Origin of the sequence: Neisseria sp. P0001.S007, from assembly GCF_051963655.1 — a bacterium.
Lineage (GTDB): Bacteria > Pseudomonadota > Gammaproteobacteria > Burkholderiales > Neisseriaceae > Neisseria > Neisseria subflava_A.
On record NZ_JBQCUB010000001.1, the window covers coordinates 395,773 to 411,883 of the forward strand.

A 16,111-nucleotide genomic window follows, 5' to 3' on the forward strand; every position below is an offset into this window, starting at 1 on the left:
TCTAAATATATATTTTTCAGACGGCCTTTTGATTTAAAAACTATAAAGATTAGGCTTGCAGAGAGACGCGGTTTTCCAAAACTTGGTCAATCAAACCATATTCTTTAGCTTCATCGGCAGACATATAATTGTCGCGGTCGGTATCGCGTTCCAAGTCAGCCAAATCGCGATCACAATGTTTAGCGAGTAAGCGGTTCAGTTTCTCTTTGATTTTCAGCAGCTCTTTAGCGTGAATTTCAATATCGGATGCCTGACCGGCCAAGCCGCCGTTGATGAGCGGTTGGTGAATCATGATGCGGCTGTTTGGCAGGGCAAAGCGTTTGCCTTTTTCGCCTGCGGACAACAGGAATGCGCCCATACTTGCCGCTTGGCCCAAGCATAAAGTAGAGACATGAGGCTTGATGAAGTTCATGGTGTCGTAAATCGACATACCGGCAGTAACCGAACCGCCCGGAGAGTTGATATAGAAGAAGATATCTTTATCAGGGTTTTCACTTTCCAAGAACAGTAATTGCGCAACAACCAAGTTGGCAGATTCGTCTGTCACCGGGCCGATCAAGAAAACGATGCGCTCTTTCAAAAGGCGTGAGTAGATGTCGAATGCGCGCTCGCCGCGACCGCTTTGTTCGATAACGGTAGGGACAAGGTAATTATTGAAATCGAAGGACATTTTTGTCTCCTGTTAATGATGGAAAAGCACCAAAGCCATTTAAAGCGCTTCGGTGCTTTTGATTGTCTGTTTCAGACGGCCTTAGAGCAATTAAGCTTGTGCGCCCATTACTTCGTCAAAAGACAGCGCTTTTTCAGTTACTTTAGCTTTGCTCAGAACGAAATCAACAACGTTGCTTTCTACTGCCAAAGAAGTCGGACCTTGCAGGCGGGAAGGCTCTGCGTAGTACCAGTCGATAACTTCTTGAGGATCTTCGTAGCTTTCAGCGAAGTTGGCAACAACGGCTTTGATTTGGTCTTCAGTTGGCTCAAGTTTGTTTTCTTCAACCAATTTAGCCAAAATCAGACCCAAAGAAACGCGGCGTTCTGCTTGTTCTTTGAACATATCCAAAGGCAGATCCAAGTTGGCAGCGTCAGCTATGCCTTGGTTAACAAAGTTTTGTTTCATTTCGTTTGCCAAGCGGGCGGCTTCTTCGTTGACCAAAGTAACAGGAACTTGCAAATCAGCTGCTTTGAGCAGGGCGTTCATTACAGATTCTTTGGTTTGTTCACCGATGCGGCGCTCAACTTCGCGGCCAACGTTTTTCTTCACTTCTTCGCGCATTTTGGCAACGTCGCCGTCTTCAATACCCAGAGCTTTAGCAAAGTCAGCGTCAACTTCAGGCAAAGTAGCTTCAGAAACATTGTTCAACGTGATGGTGAATACGGCAGATTTACCGGCAACATCTTTACCATGGTAGTCCTCAGGGAAGTTTACGGTAACATCTTTGCTTTCGCCGGCTTTCATGCCGACAACACCGGCCTCGAATTCAGGCAGCATTTGACCTGCACCCAATACGAAAGCGTAGTTTTTAGACGCGCCGCCAGCGAAAGGTTCTCCGTCGATTTTGCCTTCAAAGTCGATGATGACGCGGTCGCCGTTTTGGGCTTCGCGGTCAACATGGTTGAAGCGGGTACGTTGTTTGCGCAGGATTTCTACAGTTTGGTCAACTTCGGCATCGCCAACAGTCGCAGTAACTTTTTCTACTTCTTGGGCAGACAGGTCACCAATAGTTACTTCAGGGAAAACTTCAAAAATAGCGGCAACTTTGAAAGACTCTTGATCGTCTTGTTCTTCAACGCCTTCAAAGCGTGGGTAACCGGCAACTTTCAATTCTTGAGCAACGGCAACCTCGTAGAATTCGCGTTGTACCAATTCGTTGATAACGTCGTTTTGTGCGCTTGCGCCGTACATTTGGGCAATCATTTTGAACGGTGCTTTACCCGGACGGAAGCCGTCAATTTTTGCGCGGCGTTGGGTTTGTTTCAGTTTTTTCTCAGTTTCTGCGTTGATTTTGGACCAAGGCAGAGACAATACTACTTTGCGTTCCAGATTTTCTAAAGTTTCAACAGTTACGCTCATCGTAAGCCCTTAAATTTGTTGTGTTTAAACGGTTATCCTTCTGCTCGGTATTCCGAAGAATTTCGGAAGCGTGCATAAGGTCAAAATTTAGCTGCTTAGTATAACACAATGTTTCACGAATAACATAAAAAGGCCGTCTGAAAAGTGGGAAATTCTTTTCAGACGGCCTTTGTGTTTCGATATTGTTGTTTTTTACAGCTGGTCTTTTTGCGCCAGAATCCGTCGGCTGCCGTTGATGTCTGCCGGAGAGAGAACACCGGCATTTTCAAGCGCATCTACCAAATTGGCGGCTCGGTTATAGCCGATGCGCAATTGGCGTTGGAGTGCGGAAATGGAAGTTTTCCGGCTTTCCAATACGAAGGCGACGGCTTGATCAAATAACTCATCGCTGTTTGCGTTCGGATTAACAATATTGGTGGTTTCGATGGCTGCTTCGCCACTGAGCAGGCCTTCCACATAATTGGTTGGAGCCTGTTCTTTGACGAAATTGACGACTTGATGTACTTCATCATCGGAAACAAACGCACCTTGCAGGCGTGTCGGTTCTGCGCTGCCCGGTTGCAGGAATAATGAGTCGCCGTATTTGAGCAATTCGTCTGCACCCATTTGGTCAAGAATGGTACGGCTGTCGATTTTGCTTTGTACGGTAAAGGCCATGCGTGTCGGAATGTTGGCTTTAATCAGGCCGGTAACCACATCGACACTCGGACGCTGGGTGGCGACAATCATGTGAATGCCTGCTGCACGCGCTTTTTGGGCAAGGCGAGCGATTTGCTGCTCAACGGATTTGCGTTCGGTCATCATCAAGTCAGCCAACTCGTCGATAACGACCACAATCAACGGCAGTTTTTCCAGAGGCTCGGGATCATCAGGATTTAAGCTGAACGGATTGAGCAATGGTTTGCCTGCCGCTTTGGCTTGTTCGACTTTTTGGTTGAAACCGTCCAAATTACGCACGCCGGCATGGGAAAGCAGGCGATAACGTTTTTCCATTTCGGCAACACACCAGTTCAACGCTTGTCCCGCCTCGCGCATATCGGTCACAACCGGGCAGAGCAGGTGCGGAATGCCGTCGTAAATGCTCAATTCCAGCATTTTCGGGTCAATCATAATGAAGCGGACTTCGTCGGGCGAGGCTTTGAAGAGCATGGACATAATCATGCCGTTCACGCCGACGGATTTACCCGATCCGGTCATACCTGCGACCAAAAGATGAGGCATTTTTGCCAAGTCGCCGACAACGGGTGTCCCTGCAATATCTTTACCCAAAGCAACGGTCAGTTTGGACTTGGCATTGGTAAATACGGGAGAAGAGAGGATTTCACTCAACATCACGTCTTGGCGTTTCTCATTGGGTAATTCAATGCCCATGGTGTTTTTACCGGCAATGGTTTCTACGATACGTACCGCTTGCAGAGACATCGAGCGCGCCAAATCTTTGGACAAGGCGACAATTTGACTGCCTTTGACGCCTTGTGCCGGTTCGATTTCGTAGCGGGTAATCACAGGGCCGGAAGTGGCGGAAACAACTTGTACGCCGATGCCAAATTCAGCCAGCTTGGCTTCGATCAATTCTGCGGTCTGTTGCAATTCATCCGGATTGACGGCAACCGGTTCTTCAGACGGCATACGCAACAGGTTCATGTTGGGCTTGTGGTATTCGCCATTGTTTTTAGGTTCAGTATCGTCAAACAGGGAAGTTTGGATTTTAGGAGGCGGCGCAACAGATACGGCAACAGTTTTACGGTTGCTGCTGCTGCCTGCCAACGGAGCAACCGGAGTGGCGGTAATGGTTTTGGCTTCTTTAACCATGCGGCGCGTATTTTGGGTTTCCAAAGCTTCGGAGCAGACATTTTCTTTTTTATTTTGGAATTGAGACAGTTTTTTCATCAGGCTGCCAAACAGGCCGCCCATATGGCTGCCGGATTTGGCCATGACTTCCAACCATGACACCTGAGCCAGCAGGGAAATGGATAAAAGCAACATCACCAGCATAATCAACAGGCTGCCCGACTTACCCAACAGCCAAGCCAAGCCTGAACCCGCTAATAAGCCGACCAAGCCGCCTGCACCGACGGGAAGGGATTCGCTCAATGCGTTGTCAAACAGGAAATGTTCGATAATCGGACTACACACCAGCAGGAGAAACAATGCCAAAGCGGCTACGCCATGATTGTAGGGCTTGTGGTTTTCCTGCTTTTTCATGGGGCGGAAATTTTTGTAGAGGAAAACGCAAGAGGCGGCTATCCACCACCAAAACGATAAGCCGAACAGATAATATCCGACATCGGAAAGATAGGAGCCAAAGAGACCGCCGAGGTTGGCGACATCATGGCTTTTGGGAACGCTGCGCGACCATGCGGGGTCGTCCATGCTGAAGCTGGCCAGGGAAATGGCCAGATAAATGGTGATAACCAAGCCAAACAGCCATAAAGCATCATTAATCAAGTTGACGACATGCTCGGGGCGCGCTTTTTTTTCTTCGTTTCTTTGCAGCTCTTTGGCGGCCTTGAGGCGTTGGGAAACTTTATTGTCGGCTTGAGTTTGTGCTTTGGTGGATTTGCGTGTGGTCGGTTTGGCTGCCGGTTTGGTAGAGACGCGTTTTTTTGTTTGGGTTTTAGAAGATTTTGCAGTCATGAGATAAAGGCCGTCTGAAAAGACCGGAGGTAATGTGCGTAAAGGGCAAATTATACCGTATTTACTAGGCACAAGAAATTGAAACGGGCGTAATCATTATAGGATTCAGGCCGTCTGTTTGGCGTGACGAAAATTTTGGATTTCGTTTCCACCTGTTCAGACGGCCTGATGTTTTGATTGATTTGGACTTACATTCTGCCCAGTTCGCGCTGGAGTGCTTGAATGTTTTTCTCTCTATCCAAAACCGCACCTTGCAGCGTACTGATGGCCTGTTGATTGACGCTGCCGCCTTTGGCCGTCCGCGCTTGGCTCAGTTGCTTTTTGGCATCGGCCAAAGCCGCGCGTTCATTGGATAACTCGGTTTCCAGAATAGAGCGGCGGCTGTTGACGCCGGAGGATTTTGGAACCGGAGGAGGAGCCGTTTCAGAAGCAGTGCGGACAGGGGCAGGTTTGGACGTTGCCTTATGGTTGGATTTTGCAGCCGTATTTTTGCTTTTTGCCGGAGCCGTTTGTGATGTCGGTGCGTTGAGTGTGGGCGCCTCGTTAACCGGGGCGTCGTATCGGCTGCTGCTGTATTTGCCGACAATCGGCAAATCGTTGACGGCCTGGCAGTTGCCGCTTGGGCGCGAGGTATAGACAATCGAGCCGTTGACTTCACAGGTGTAGATTTTTGCGGCGTGGGCTTGGCTGTTGAAAACGGCAAGCGGCAGCAGGGATAGGGTAAGCAGATATTTTTTCATGATTCAGGTAGGGCTGATTCGTTGCACTTGAGCATTTTATTCTTGTTCAGACGGCATGGGCTGCTGTTTCTTAGCTTTTGCACTGTTTTTGTTTTTGCTCGGTTTGTCGGCTTTTTTCTCTTGTTTATTGAATTTTTCCGTACGTGCCTTTTTCTTAGGCTTTGCACTTGCGCGTTCATCAGAGGCATTGAGACTGCGGATGTTGAGGTGGTAACCGCTGCCTTGATGGCCGCTGATTTTAGGCAATTGTGCCTGTGCGCAGGAGGAGTTGGGTTCGGAAGTATAGCTGCCGTTGCCGCAGGAATAAACTGCGGCGGCTGCGTGAAGAGAAATGCCCAAGGCGAAAGAGGATACGAGAAAGTATCCGGCTTGTTTGATGGTTGAAGTCATGTTTTTCCGTATTGTGTTTTATTTCAGACGGCCTGATGGCTCTATTTTTATTGGGAAAACTCGGCTTCGACATCAACTTGGATTTGCTCAAGCTCTTCCTGCCATTGCAGCCAGTTTTCTTCCAGTTGCGTTAATTTTACTTTAGTTTCTGTTAATTGTGCGAGTGTCTCTTGCAATTTGGGTTTATTTTCTTCTGAATAAGCAGATTCTTGTGCCAAAAATGCTTCACAGGCCGTCTGAATATCAGTCAATCGTGCGATTTCTTTTTCAGCTTTGTCGATTTTTTGCTGAATCGGTTTGCTGCGTTTGGCTTTTTCCTGACGGATTTGTGCTTCTATGCGCTTGGTGTCTTTGCGGCTTTGGCTTTGTGCAGAAGCGGCGGGGGCTGCTGCAGCGTTTTCTTGTGCCAACCGCCATTGACGGTAGTCGTTCAAATCGCCGTCGAAGTTGTTCAGACGGCCTTTGTCAATCAATAGGAAGCTGTCGGTAGTCGCTTCAAGCAGGCTGCGGTCGTGCGAAACGACAATCAATGCGCCTTGGAAACTTTGCAGGGCAAGTATCAGGGCGTGGCGCATATCCAAGTCTAGGTGGTTGGTCGGTTCGTCAAGCAGCAGCAGATTAGGTTTTTGCCAGATAATCATGGCAAGGGCGAGCCGCGCTTTTTCCCCGCCGGAGAACGGCTCGGTCTTTTGAACCGCCATATCGCCAATAAAGTTGAAACCGCCTAAAAAGTTGCGGATTTCCTGTTCGCGAACTTCGGGTGAAAGCTGCTGGATATGCCAAACCGGACTTTGGTCAGCGCGTAAGGTATCCAGTTGATGTTGGGCAAAATAGCCGATATTGAGCTTTTCGGAGCGGACGATACTGCCGGAAAGTAAATCGATTTTTCCTGCCAATGCTTTGATAAATGTGGATTTGCCGCTGCCGTTAACGCCCAACAGGCCGTAACGTGCGCCGCTTTCGAGAGACAAGGTGATATCGTGCAAAACGGTATTGTCGCCATAACCTAAGTCGGCATGGTCGAGTTTCAATAATGGATTAGGCAGGTGTGTCGGATTGGCAAACTCAAAGGAAAACTCGCTATCCAAATGCGCAGGGGCGATGCGCTCGAGTTTGGCTAATGCCTTCATGCGGCTTTGGGCTTGTACGGCCTTTGTGGCTTTGGCTTTGAAACGGTCGATAAAGGATTGCAGATGTTTGATTTGCGCCTGCTGTTTGACGTGGGCGGCTTGTTGTTGCGCCAGACGTTGGGCGCGTTCGGCTTGATAGAAATCGTAATTGCCGCCGTATTGGGTCAGTTTTTGTTGCGACAGTTCGATGGTGTGCGTTGTGGTGGCATTCAAGAAGTCGCGGTCATGGGAGATGATGATTTGCGTACAGGGCAGGGAAGCGAGATGGTTTTCCAGCCACAACACGGTTTCTAAATCCAAGTGGTTGGTCGGTTCATCCAAAAGCAGCAAATCGGCACGACAAATCAGCGCTTGGGCCAGGTTAAGGCGCATACGCCAGCCGCCGGAAAAAGATTTGACGGGGCGGGTATGTTCTTCTTGTGCAAAACCCAAGCCGTTAAGCAGTTTGGCAGCGCGTGCCGGAGCGGTATAGGCATCGATTTCTTCAAGTTTGGCGTGATATTCGGCTTGCTTCATGCCGTCATTTTGCGCTTCTGCTTGTGCCAAGGCCGTCTGAAAAGCCTGCAATTCGGCATCGCCTTGCAAAACGTAGTCTAAAGCGGAAATATCTAAATCAGGCGTTTCTTGAGAGACGGAAGCCAGGCGCCATGTTTTTGGAATCAGGATTTCGCCGCCATCTTGAGTGATTTCACCTTTTATCAGCGCAAACAGGCTGGATTTGCCTGTACCGTTTTTACCGATTAAACCAACGCGTTGGCCGGGGTTGATTACGGCATCGGCTTTATCGAGCAGGACTTTCAAACCGCGTTGCAGGGTGAGTTTTTTGATTTCTATCATGATGGCAGGCAAGGGGGTAAGTAAAACGAAAGGCGTTATTTTACCTGAAAAGACATATAAAAGGCCGTCTGAACAAGTATGAAAACGAAATCAACGATTTCTATTTCACTTATTCAGACGGCCTTTATGAAATGACAGTAGGAAATGCTTTCAAATTGTCTGTCGTTTCAATTAAATTTGAAGATCGCCATTGTCCGCACGGATTTGGCGCAGGAATTTTTGTGTCCGCTCATGTTTGGGATGATTGAACAAATCTTGCGGGCTGCCTTGTTCGACAATAACGCCGCCGTCCATCACGACGACGGTGGTTGCCACTTCCAAGGCAAATTTGATTTCATGCGTAACGACAACCATGGTCCAGCCTTCTTGTGCCAATTCCTTCATGGTATCCAAAACATCTTGCACCAATTCAGGGTCAAGCGCGGAAGTCGGTTCGTCAAACAGCATCAATTCAGGCTGAATCGCCAATGCTCGGGCAATGCCGACGCGCTGCTGTTGACCACCGGAAAGCTGGTAGGGGTAGAGGTCAATCTTATCGCCCAAACCGACTTTTTTAAGCAATTTGACAGCATCTTCACGCGCTTTGGCGACAGGCTTGCCTTGTACGGCAACCGGCCCTTCCATAACGTTTTCCAACGCAGTTTTGTGCGGAAAGAGGTTGTATTGTTGGAACACCATGCCGGACTTGCGGCGCAGTGCCAAAATATCGTGTTTGCTTGGTTTTTTGGAAAAATCGATGCTTAACGGCTGCTCATTGTCAAACTCGATTTGACCTTGTTCAGGCATTTCCAAAGCGTTTAAACAGCGTAAAAACGTGGTTTTGCCTGAGCCGGAAGGACCTAAGATAACAACCACTTGTCCTTTGCCGACATCCAAATCGATGCCGCGCAAAATGGTATTTTCGCCAAAGGTCTTATGGATATTGCGGATTTTAATCATGACAACTCCTTATTTGGCGACATAACGGTCGAAACGTTTTTCCAAACGCGCCTGAATCAAAAACAGCACTTTGCAGAAGCACCAATAAACCAATGCAGCTTCGATATAAACCGGCAAGAAGTCATAAGTGCGGTTTGCTGTCTCTTGGGCGACACGGAAAAGCTCGGTTACCGTTACTACGGCGGCAAGCGAGGTATTTTTGAACAAGCCGATAAATTCATTGCTCAAAGGCGGTACGGCAACGCGGAATGCCTGTGGCGCGACAATGCGGCGGAAAGTCTGCATATAGGTCATGCCGATGGAGAAACCTGCTTCCCATTGGCCTTTAGGTACGGACAAAATTGCCGCGCGTATGGTTTCGGAAGCGTATGCGCCGACATTGAGCGAAAAGCCGATGATGGCGGCAGGAATCGGGTCAATATAGATGCCGACGGAAGGCAAACCATAGAATACGATGACCAACTGCACCAAAAGCGGTGTACCGCGAATGACGGAAATATAAAATTCCACCAGCTTCAGCAAGCATTTTTGGAAAATACCGCCGGAGGGCATGATTCTTACCAAAGCAACGGCTACGGCAATAATCATGCCGATAACGAAAGAAGCGATCGCTAAAGGCAAAGACACTGCGAAGCCGGCTTTAACCATAGGCCAAAACGCGCTAATGAGCATATCAGCGCGTGTTTCCGTCATAAACGGCAGAGAGGCAAGGAAATTATTTAACACTGATGTCTTTTCCGAAGAATTGTTCGCCCAGTTTTTTCAGCGTGCCGTCTGCTTTCAGCTCAGTTATGGCTGTGCTGAATTTGGCCAATGCCTCATCATTGCCTTTATTGACAATCAAGCCGGAGCCGACTTTTTCGTCAGCCGGGGCAGACCAAACGATTTGTACGCCGGCATTCGGATTTTTCTTCAGATAGTCCAATACCGCCAATTCGTCGTTCAGGGTTGCATCGGCACGTTTTTGTTCAATCAGGGTCAGGGATTGCGCCAAGCCGTCTACCGGTACGAGTTCTGCGCCTGCAGCTTTGGCTTTTTCACCATAGTTACTGGTCAGGGATTGTGCAGTTTTCACACCTTTGATGTCGTCAATGGATTTGATGTTGCTGTCTTTACGGGCAACCAATACGGCACCGCTCCAGCTATAAGGCTCGGATTTGTCAAAAGTCGCTTGACGCTCAGGGCTGGTCAGGCCGACTTGGTTGGCAACCACGTCAAAACGGCCGGCTTTCAAACCTGCCATCATAGAGTCCCATTGTGTTTCTTTAAATTCAACTTTGATGCCCAGTTTGTCGGCGACTGCGCGGGTTACTTCGACATCGTAGCCGGTCAATTTGCCGTCTTTGTCGTGGTAGGTGAAGGGTGCGTAAGTGCCTTCCGTACCGACTGTGATGGTACCTTTGTTGTTGATACGCTCAATCAGAGAACCGGAGGCCGCGCCGGATTGGGCTGGTGCAGAAGAAGCTGAGTTGCTGCCTTCACCGCCGCAAGCAGCCAAAACTACTGCAGCGATGGTGCCGAGTACGAATTTTTTCAACATGGATTTTTACTCCTGACTTAAGTGTGTCATTTAGTATTAAAGCGTGCATTCTAAGCGAAACTGCCCAAAATACAAAATACATCTTATGCCTTAAAAGGCCGTCTGAACGCTGATTTGTTCAGACAGCCTTGAATGATGTATAAAAAATTCAGCTTATGCAATTTCAAGCCACATGACTTGATAGGGTTGCAGTACCAAGTCCTGATTCAGAGAAACGGTTTGACCGCTGATCAAATCGCGCGCTTTAAACGGCATGGCCTGCAGGGTGTGCGCACTGATTGTTTGCGCATGTTCGCTGAAGTTGCCGAATGCCAAAAGCGCGTTGTTGCGCATATAGCCGATGATGTGTTTGTTGTTGGTGTTGAAGGTGACCAATCTGCCGCCATTAAAGCGCGGATTGCTTTGGCGGATGGAAATCATATGGCGCAAACCTTGGAAGATTTGACCGGCAGTGGTCGAGCTGTCATGGCGTTGGTTGTACAACTCCTCATTGTAACGAGGACGGTGTGCCCAGCGGCTGTCATCGCTCTTATTGCTGTCTTGCGACCAATCATCGTCATTGAGCGTACCGACTTCGTCGCCTAGGTAAATCAGTGGCAGGCCGCCGGTACTCAAAGCGATGCTGTACAAAAGTTTGATGCGGTCAACGGCATACGGGTCATTTTGAGCCAAGCCGACCAATGCCGCGGCTGTACCGCTGACACGGCAGTCGCCTGTGCTTGGGTTGTATTGGAACGGTACGCCACGTGCGAAGCTGCCGTCGAAATGGTTGACGAAGAAGCGGTTGAGGAATTGTCGGTGGTCGTAGCCGTGAATACCGAACTGCCATGCATCCTCATCGGCAAACGTCCAGCCGATGTCGTCATGGCTGCGGACGTAGTTGACCCATGCTGTGTGGTCGGGCAGGTTGTGGCGGTAGGTCAGTGCTTGATGGAGCAGGTTGACTTCGCGTGTCGCAAGCGTGTTCCACAACAATGCCATTTGCAGAGGGTTGTAGCCGATTTGGCATTCGTCTTGGCTGATGTATTGGACAACTTGGTCAGGATGGACAATGGCTTCGGATTTGAAGAACACAGCTGGTGCTGCGATACGCATTACAGAGTTAAACGCGCGAATCAGAGCGTGTGCCTGAGGCAGGTTTTCGCAGCTTGTGCCCATTTGCTTCCAAATAAAGGCAACGGCGTCCATGCGCAGAATATCAACGCCCAAGTTGGCAAGGAACATCATTTCGCCTGCCATGGCACGGAATACCCACGGGTTACTGTAATTCAAGTCCCATTGGAAGGAGTTGAACGTTGTCCATACCCAGCGTCCGTCTTCCAGTTGGGAGAAGCCGCCCGGATGTTGGTCGGGGAAGATTTCACGCAGGGTGCGGTCGTATTGGTCAGGCATCCAGCGGTCGGGGAAGATGTAGTAGAAGTTGTCGTAGAGTGGATCACCGGCGGCGCAGCCTTTTGCCCATTCGTGTTCATTGGAAGTGTGGTTAAAGATGAAATCGACAACGGCGGAAATACCTGCTTCGTGCAGTGCGGCAATGACATCGCGCAAGTCGTCTATTGTGCCCAAAGCCGGATTGACATCGCGGTAGCTGCTGACTGCATAGCCGCCGTCGCTTTTGCCTTCAGGACATTTAAACAGGGGCATCAGGTGCAGATAGGTTAGGCCCAATTCTTGGAAATAAGGGATTTTGGCTTTCAAACCTTGCAGATCGCCTGCGAACAAATCGACGTAGCACACGCCGCCGACCTGTTTGTTGGACAAAATCCAGTCAGGATCGTTTTCGCGCGCGATATCGATATCTTTTAAAGATGCGTTGCGTTGGGAATAGCTTTGCCATGCTTGGGCAATCAGTTGCTCCAACATGGGGAGGACGGCTTCGTTGTTGTTGTAAACGTTGTCCAGCTCGTGCATCAGTTTTGGAAAGTGTTCTTCAAGCCGTCTGTCAAACTGTTTCCAGTCTTCAGATGCCTCGATGCTTGCACGCTGTTCGGGAGTATATATCGATAGGGTGCGTTCTTTAAGGTGATGCAAGGTCAAATCAACCTGTTGAGTCTGGGTCAACATAATGCCTACTCCGAAATTAAGGTGAAATTGTTTTGAAGCTTGGTTTCACTTCTTTTGCAAATCCATGCCGATTGTGGGCGGCTAAGACTGTAATTTTGCGTCAAGAAACTGTCTCAATGATACTGGAAGTGCTTGAGTGTGCAAAGGGTTTTCAAGGTTAGGAACGATGATTTTTCAAGTGTTTGATTTTGATTAAAAGTAGGATTAAGCAGATGGAAAGAGGCCTTTTGACGAACTTATCTTTCAGACGGCCTGAGTCTTGTGAGAAAAACTTTTATTTTTATTGTCTTAGATATCTTTTTATTCCAATATGGCCGTCTGAAACATATTTACAGCATAGCGGATTGCTTGTTTCATCTAAAAACGTGTCATAGAGATTAAGTTCATGACTTCTGATGTAAATCAAAATTCTATAAAGAGGCAGTGATTGTGTTTTGAAGAGGGAAGGAATGTACGAGTTTCATTTATTAAAAAATGAATCCATCAGTTTTCTTATTGATAGTGGTTATTATGTAGATTATCAAGTTAATAAGGAAAAGGTGTTTGTCTGGTTTGTCATGCTTTTTTAATATTATTTTTTAAAATTAGACTTGACCCATTACAAGCAATTACTTAAAGTACCCATCTTATTTTTACACAAGAAAACGGGTTGTCCCGTTCCAAAAAAATGAGCGCAATCAAACCACCACAAATCACCGTATTCGACAGCAAGCCAACCGATGCTTATTTCTTCGGTACTTGCGTTCTTGACCTTTTCATGCCCGAAGCAGGCATGGATGCCATCACTTTAATCGAACAACAGGGCATCCGTATCCATTATCCGATGGAGCAAAGCTGCTGTGGTCAACCGGCCTATTCGTCAGGTCATCCTAAAGAAGCCTTTGATGTTGCCAAAGCGCAACTGGATTTATTCCCTGAAAATTGGCCGATTGTCGTGCCTTCTGGTTCTTGCGGCGGCATGATGAAACACCACTGGCCGACTTTGTTCAAAGGCACCGAGTACGAACAAAAAGCCATTGATTGCGCCAATCGTATCATTGAATTTACCCACTTCCTGCTGGCGATTGGTTACAAACCTGAAGATAAAGGCGAGCCGGTTAAAGTGGCCGTTCATACTTCCTGCGCGGCACGTCGCGAGATGAATGTCCATTTGTCAGGCTGGCAGCTGATTGACGGCATGGAAAATGTTGAACGTATCGTTCACGACCATGAAAGTGAATGCTGCGGTTTTGGCGGTACATTCTCTGTAAAACAAGCCGATATTTCCGGCGCGATGGTAACCGACAAAGTTGCAGCACTGAAAGAAACAGGCGCAACTGAAATCATTAGCGCGGACTGTGGCTGCATGATGAATATTGGCGGCAAAATTGCCAAAGACGAACCCAATATGCCACGTCCGAAACATATTGCATCTTTCCTGTTGGAACGTACCGGAGGTAAAGCATGAGCGCGCGCGAAAATATTTTAGCGAAATTGAAAAAAGCCGATGCCTTGCCGATGGAAGAACCGCCGGTTTTCGATTATTACCGTGAAATGGGTGTTTCTTGGGCAAACGATGTCGAACGCTTGAAACATTGGGCGGCTGCCATGCGTGCCGTCAAAACTGAAATCTATTGGGTTACTAAAACCAACTGGCCGCAAGTATTTTGCCAAGCAGCCGAAGGCAAAGGCTTGAAAAACATTCTGCTTCCATTGGAAACGGAACATGGTCAGCTGGCTCGTGCAGCTTTGGCCGATACCAATATTGAACCGCGCGGTTTTGAGCGAAAAATCGACGACTGGAAAAATGAATTTTTTGCCGATATTGAGGCTGGATTTAGCGGCTCTAAATGCGGTATTGCCCGTACCGGTACGATTATGCTGGAGTCCAGCCCTGTCGAGCCGCGCAGCCTGAGTTTGGTTCCGCCTGTGCATTTCTGCCTGTTTGACACCAGCAAAATGTACAACGAATTCCATAATGCTGTTGAAGGCGAAAAACTGGTAGAAAAAGGCATGCCTACCAACGTTATTTTGATTTCCGGCCCGTCTAAGACTGCCGATATTCAATTGACTTTGGCCTATGGTGCACACGGCCCGCGCGATTTGGTGGTTTTGGCCGTTCTGCCTGATTACATTTCCCCTGCCAAGTTGGAGGAAAAAGCATGAGTTCCCAAACCATTAAATTCCATATGAAGCCGGAAACATTCAAGCAAAACGCCGCGATTTCTTTGCAAGACAAGCCTCTGCGTAAAAGCTTGCGCACGGCGATGGATATGCTGATGACCAAGCGCAAAGCCGTTTTGACAGATGAAGAAGAGCTGCAAAGCCTGCGTGATTTGTGTGAGCATGTCCGTCAACGTTCGTTGTCCAAATTGCCTGCATTATTGGAACAACTGGAAGAAAACCTGACCAAGTTAGGCGTTAAAGTCCACTGGGCGGAAACACCTGCCGAAGCCTGCCAAATCATTCACAACATCATTACCGATAAAAACGGTAAGCTGATGGTGAAAGGCAAATCTATGGTCAGCGAAGAGATTGAGCTGAACCATTATCTGCAAGACCAAGGCATCAAAGCAGTTGAGAGCGACTTAGGCGAGTTTATCGTTCAAATGGCTGGCGAGAAACCAACCCATATCGTGATGCCTGCCATTCACAAGACCAAAGAGCAGGTTAGCGAGCTTTTCCATCAAAACCTTGGCACGCCTTTGACAGACGATGTAGATCAGCTAACCGGATTTGCCCGTAAAGCATTGCGCGATATTTACAGCACTGCCGATGTTGGTTTGAGCGGTGTGAACTTTGCCGTTGCGGAAACGGGTACTTTGTGTCTGGTTGAAAACGAAGGCAACGGCCGCTTGAGTACCACTGTACCGCCTGTGCACATCGCCATTACCGGTATTGAAAAAGTGGTTGCGAAGCTGTCGGATGTTCCGCCTTTGTACAGCCTGCTGCCACGCTCCGCCATCGGTCAGAACATTACCACTTATTTCAATATGATTACCGGCCCTCGCCGTAGCGAAGAGCTGGACGGCCCTCAAGAAATGCACTTGGTACTGCTTGATAACGGCCGTAGCCAAGCGTATGCAGAAGATCAAATGCGCCGTACCTTGCAATGTATCCGTTGCGGTGCGTGTATGAACCACTGTCCGGTTTATACCCGTATCGGTGGCGCGGCTTACGGTACGACTTATCCTGGTCCGATTGGCGAGATTATCTCTCCACATTTGTTAGGCTTGGATGCAACACGCGATCTGCCGACTGCGTGTACCATGTGTGGCGCCTGTGTTGAGGTTTGTCCGGTACGTATTCCGATTACCGAACAAATGCAACGTCTGCGTGTTGAAGCGCAACGTTCGCCAACCGAAACCGTTCCTCATCCTATCCGTGGTCAAGGTGCATCGCATACTTTCGGCGAACAAATGGCATGGCGTACGTTTAACGGTATTTTCAGCGGCAGTAAAGCTTATCGAGCATTCGGCTGGGCTGCTACCAAATTCCGTGCATTGACGCCAAGCAAGCAGTTAAGCTGGACCAATAACCATGTTCCGATGAAACCTGCCAAGCAAACATTGCATGAGATGATGGCAGAAAGAAAACGTCAGCAAGAAAAAGCATAAGACTTGAAAATAAAACCTGAGGGATAAAAGCCTCAGGTTTTATTTTTTATTAAATACTGCTGGTGTAGCATCGCTATTTGTAAAGGCATTTGATTTGATTATTGTATTTTGATTCTTTTGAATAAAAAGGCCGTCTGAAAGATTTTCAGACGGCCTTTATTACATCC

At 48.3% G+C, this 16,111-nt stretch carries 12 protein-coding genes and 2 pseudogenes; 3 read left to right on the plus strand and 11 right to left on the minus strand.

Translation table 11 applies throughout. The annotated features are described in order from the left end of the window. Nucleotides 1–49: 49 nt before the first annotated feature. From clpP to ACTHRE_RS02000, 11 genes and pseudogenes are all read right to left on the minus strand, one after another. Nucleotides 50–670, minus strand: coding sequence for an ATP-dependent Clp endopeptidase proteolytic subunit ClpP (clpP, locus tag ACTHRE_RS01950; RefSeq protein ID WP_377072829.1), 621 nt, complete (start codon nucleotides 668–670; stop codon nucleotides 50–52). Nucleotides 671–760: 90 nt separating this feature from the next. Next, nucleotides 761–2,071, minus strand: a complete 1,311-nt coding sequence (tig, locus tag ACTHRE_RS01955) for a trigger factor (RefSeq protein ID WP_440345262.1) — start codon at nucleotides 2,069–2,071, stop codon at nucleotides 761–763. Nucleotides 2,072–2,263: 192 nt separating this feature from the next. Beyond that, nucleotides 2,264–3,904, minus strand: a pseudogene (locus ACTHRE_RS01960) (DNA translocase FtsK); the annotation flags it as partial. Nucleotides 3,905–4,005: 101 nt separating this feature from the next. Further along, a pseudogene (locus ACTHRE_RS01965) lies at nucleotides 4,006–4,708 on the minus strand (DNA translocase FtsK 4TM domain-containing protein); the annotation flags it as partial. 188 nt (nucleotides 4,709–4,896) lie between these two features. Then, nucleotides 4,897–5,448, minus strand: coding sequence for a hypothetical protein (locus ACTHRE_RS01970; protein WP_377072827.1), 552 nt, complete (start codon nucleotides 5,446–5,448; stop codon nucleotides 4,897–4,899). A 36-nt stretch (nucleotides 5,449–5,484) separates the two neighbouring features. Then, nucleotides 5,485–5,838 (minus strand): nucleolar protein, encoded by a 354-nt coding sequence (locus ACTHRE_RS01975; protein ID WP_377072825.1) that lies wholly within the window; start codon nucleotides 5,836–5,838, stop codon nucleotides 5,485–5,487. Between the two features lie 47 nt (nucleotides 5,839–5,885). Continuing rightward, nucleotides 5,886–7,805: an ATP-binding cassette domain-containing protein gene (locus tag ACTHRE_RS01980; RefSeq protein ID WP_377072823.1), complete on the minus strand. Its 1,920-nt coding sequence runs from the start codon at nucleotides 7,803–7,805 to the stop codon at nucleotides 5,886–5,888. Between the two features lie 171 nt (nucleotides 7,806–7,976). Next, nucleotides 7,977–8,744: an amino acid ABC transporter ATP-binding protein gene (locus ACTHRE_RS01985; RefSeq protein ID WP_377072821.1), complete on the minus strand. Its 768-nt coding sequence runs from the start codon at nucleotides 8,742–8,744 to the stop codon at nucleotides 7,977–7,979. Nucleotides 8,745–8,753: 9 nt separating this feature from the next. Next, nucleotides 8,754–9,470: an amino acid ABC transporter permease gene (locus ACTHRE_RS01990; protein ID WP_049336124.1), complete on the minus strand. Its 717-nt coding sequence runs from the start codon at nucleotides 9,468–9,470 to the stop codon at nucleotides 8,754–8,756. After that, on the minus strand, nucleotides 9,460–10,284 hold the full coding sequence (locus tag ACTHRE_RS01995) for an amino acid ABC transporter substrate-binding protein (RefSeq protein ID WP_377072819.1): 825 nt from the start codon (nucleotides 10,282–10,284) through the stop codon (nucleotides 9,460–9,462). The genes ACTHRE_RS01990 and ACTHRE_RS01995 overlap by 11 nt, the downstream gene beginning before the upstream one ends. A 153-nt stretch (nucleotides 10,285–10,437) precedes the next feature. After that, the gene (locus ACTHRE_RS02000) at nucleotides 10,438–12,348 is read right to left on the minus strand and encodes an amylosucrase (RefSeq protein ID WP_440344756.1); all 1,911 of its coding nucleotides are present in this window, start codon (nucleotides 12,346–12,348) and stop codon (nucleotides 10,438–10,440) included. Nucleotides 12,349–13,015: 667 nt separating this feature from the next. Between ACTHRE_RS02000 and ACTHRE_RS02005 the strand changes: the two genes are divergently transcribed. From ACTHRE_RS02005 to ACTHRE_RS02015, 3 genes are read left to right on the plus strand one after another with little or no spacing between them, the layout of a single operon-like run. Continuing rightward, the gene (locus tag ACTHRE_RS02005) at nucleotides 13,016–13,795 is read left to right on the plus strand and encodes a (Fe-S)-binding protein (protein ID WP_049323225.1); all 780 of its coding nucleotides are present in this window, start codon (nucleotides 13,016–13,018) and stop codon (nucleotides 13,793–13,795) included. Further along, the gene (locus tag ACTHRE_RS02010; RefSeq protein ID WP_371492925.1) at nucleotides 13,792–14,493 is read left to right on the plus strand and encodes a LutC/YkgG family protein; all 702 of its coding nucleotides are present in this window, start codon (nucleotides 13,792–13,794) and stop codon (nucleotides 14,491–14,493) included. The genes ACTHRE_RS02005 and ACTHRE_RS02010 overlap by 4 nt, the downstream gene beginning before the upstream one ends. Continuing rightward, a complete protein-coding gene (locus tag ACTHRE_RS02015) occupies nucleotides 14,490–15,944 on the plus strand; it encodes a LutB/LldF family L-lactate oxidation iron-sulfur protein (protein ID WP_049333852.1) in 1,455 nt (484 codons plus the stop codon). Before ACTHRE_RS02010 ends, ACTHRE_RS02015 begins: the two co-directional genes overlap by 4 nt. Nucleotides 15,945–16,111: the final 167 nt, after the last annotated feature.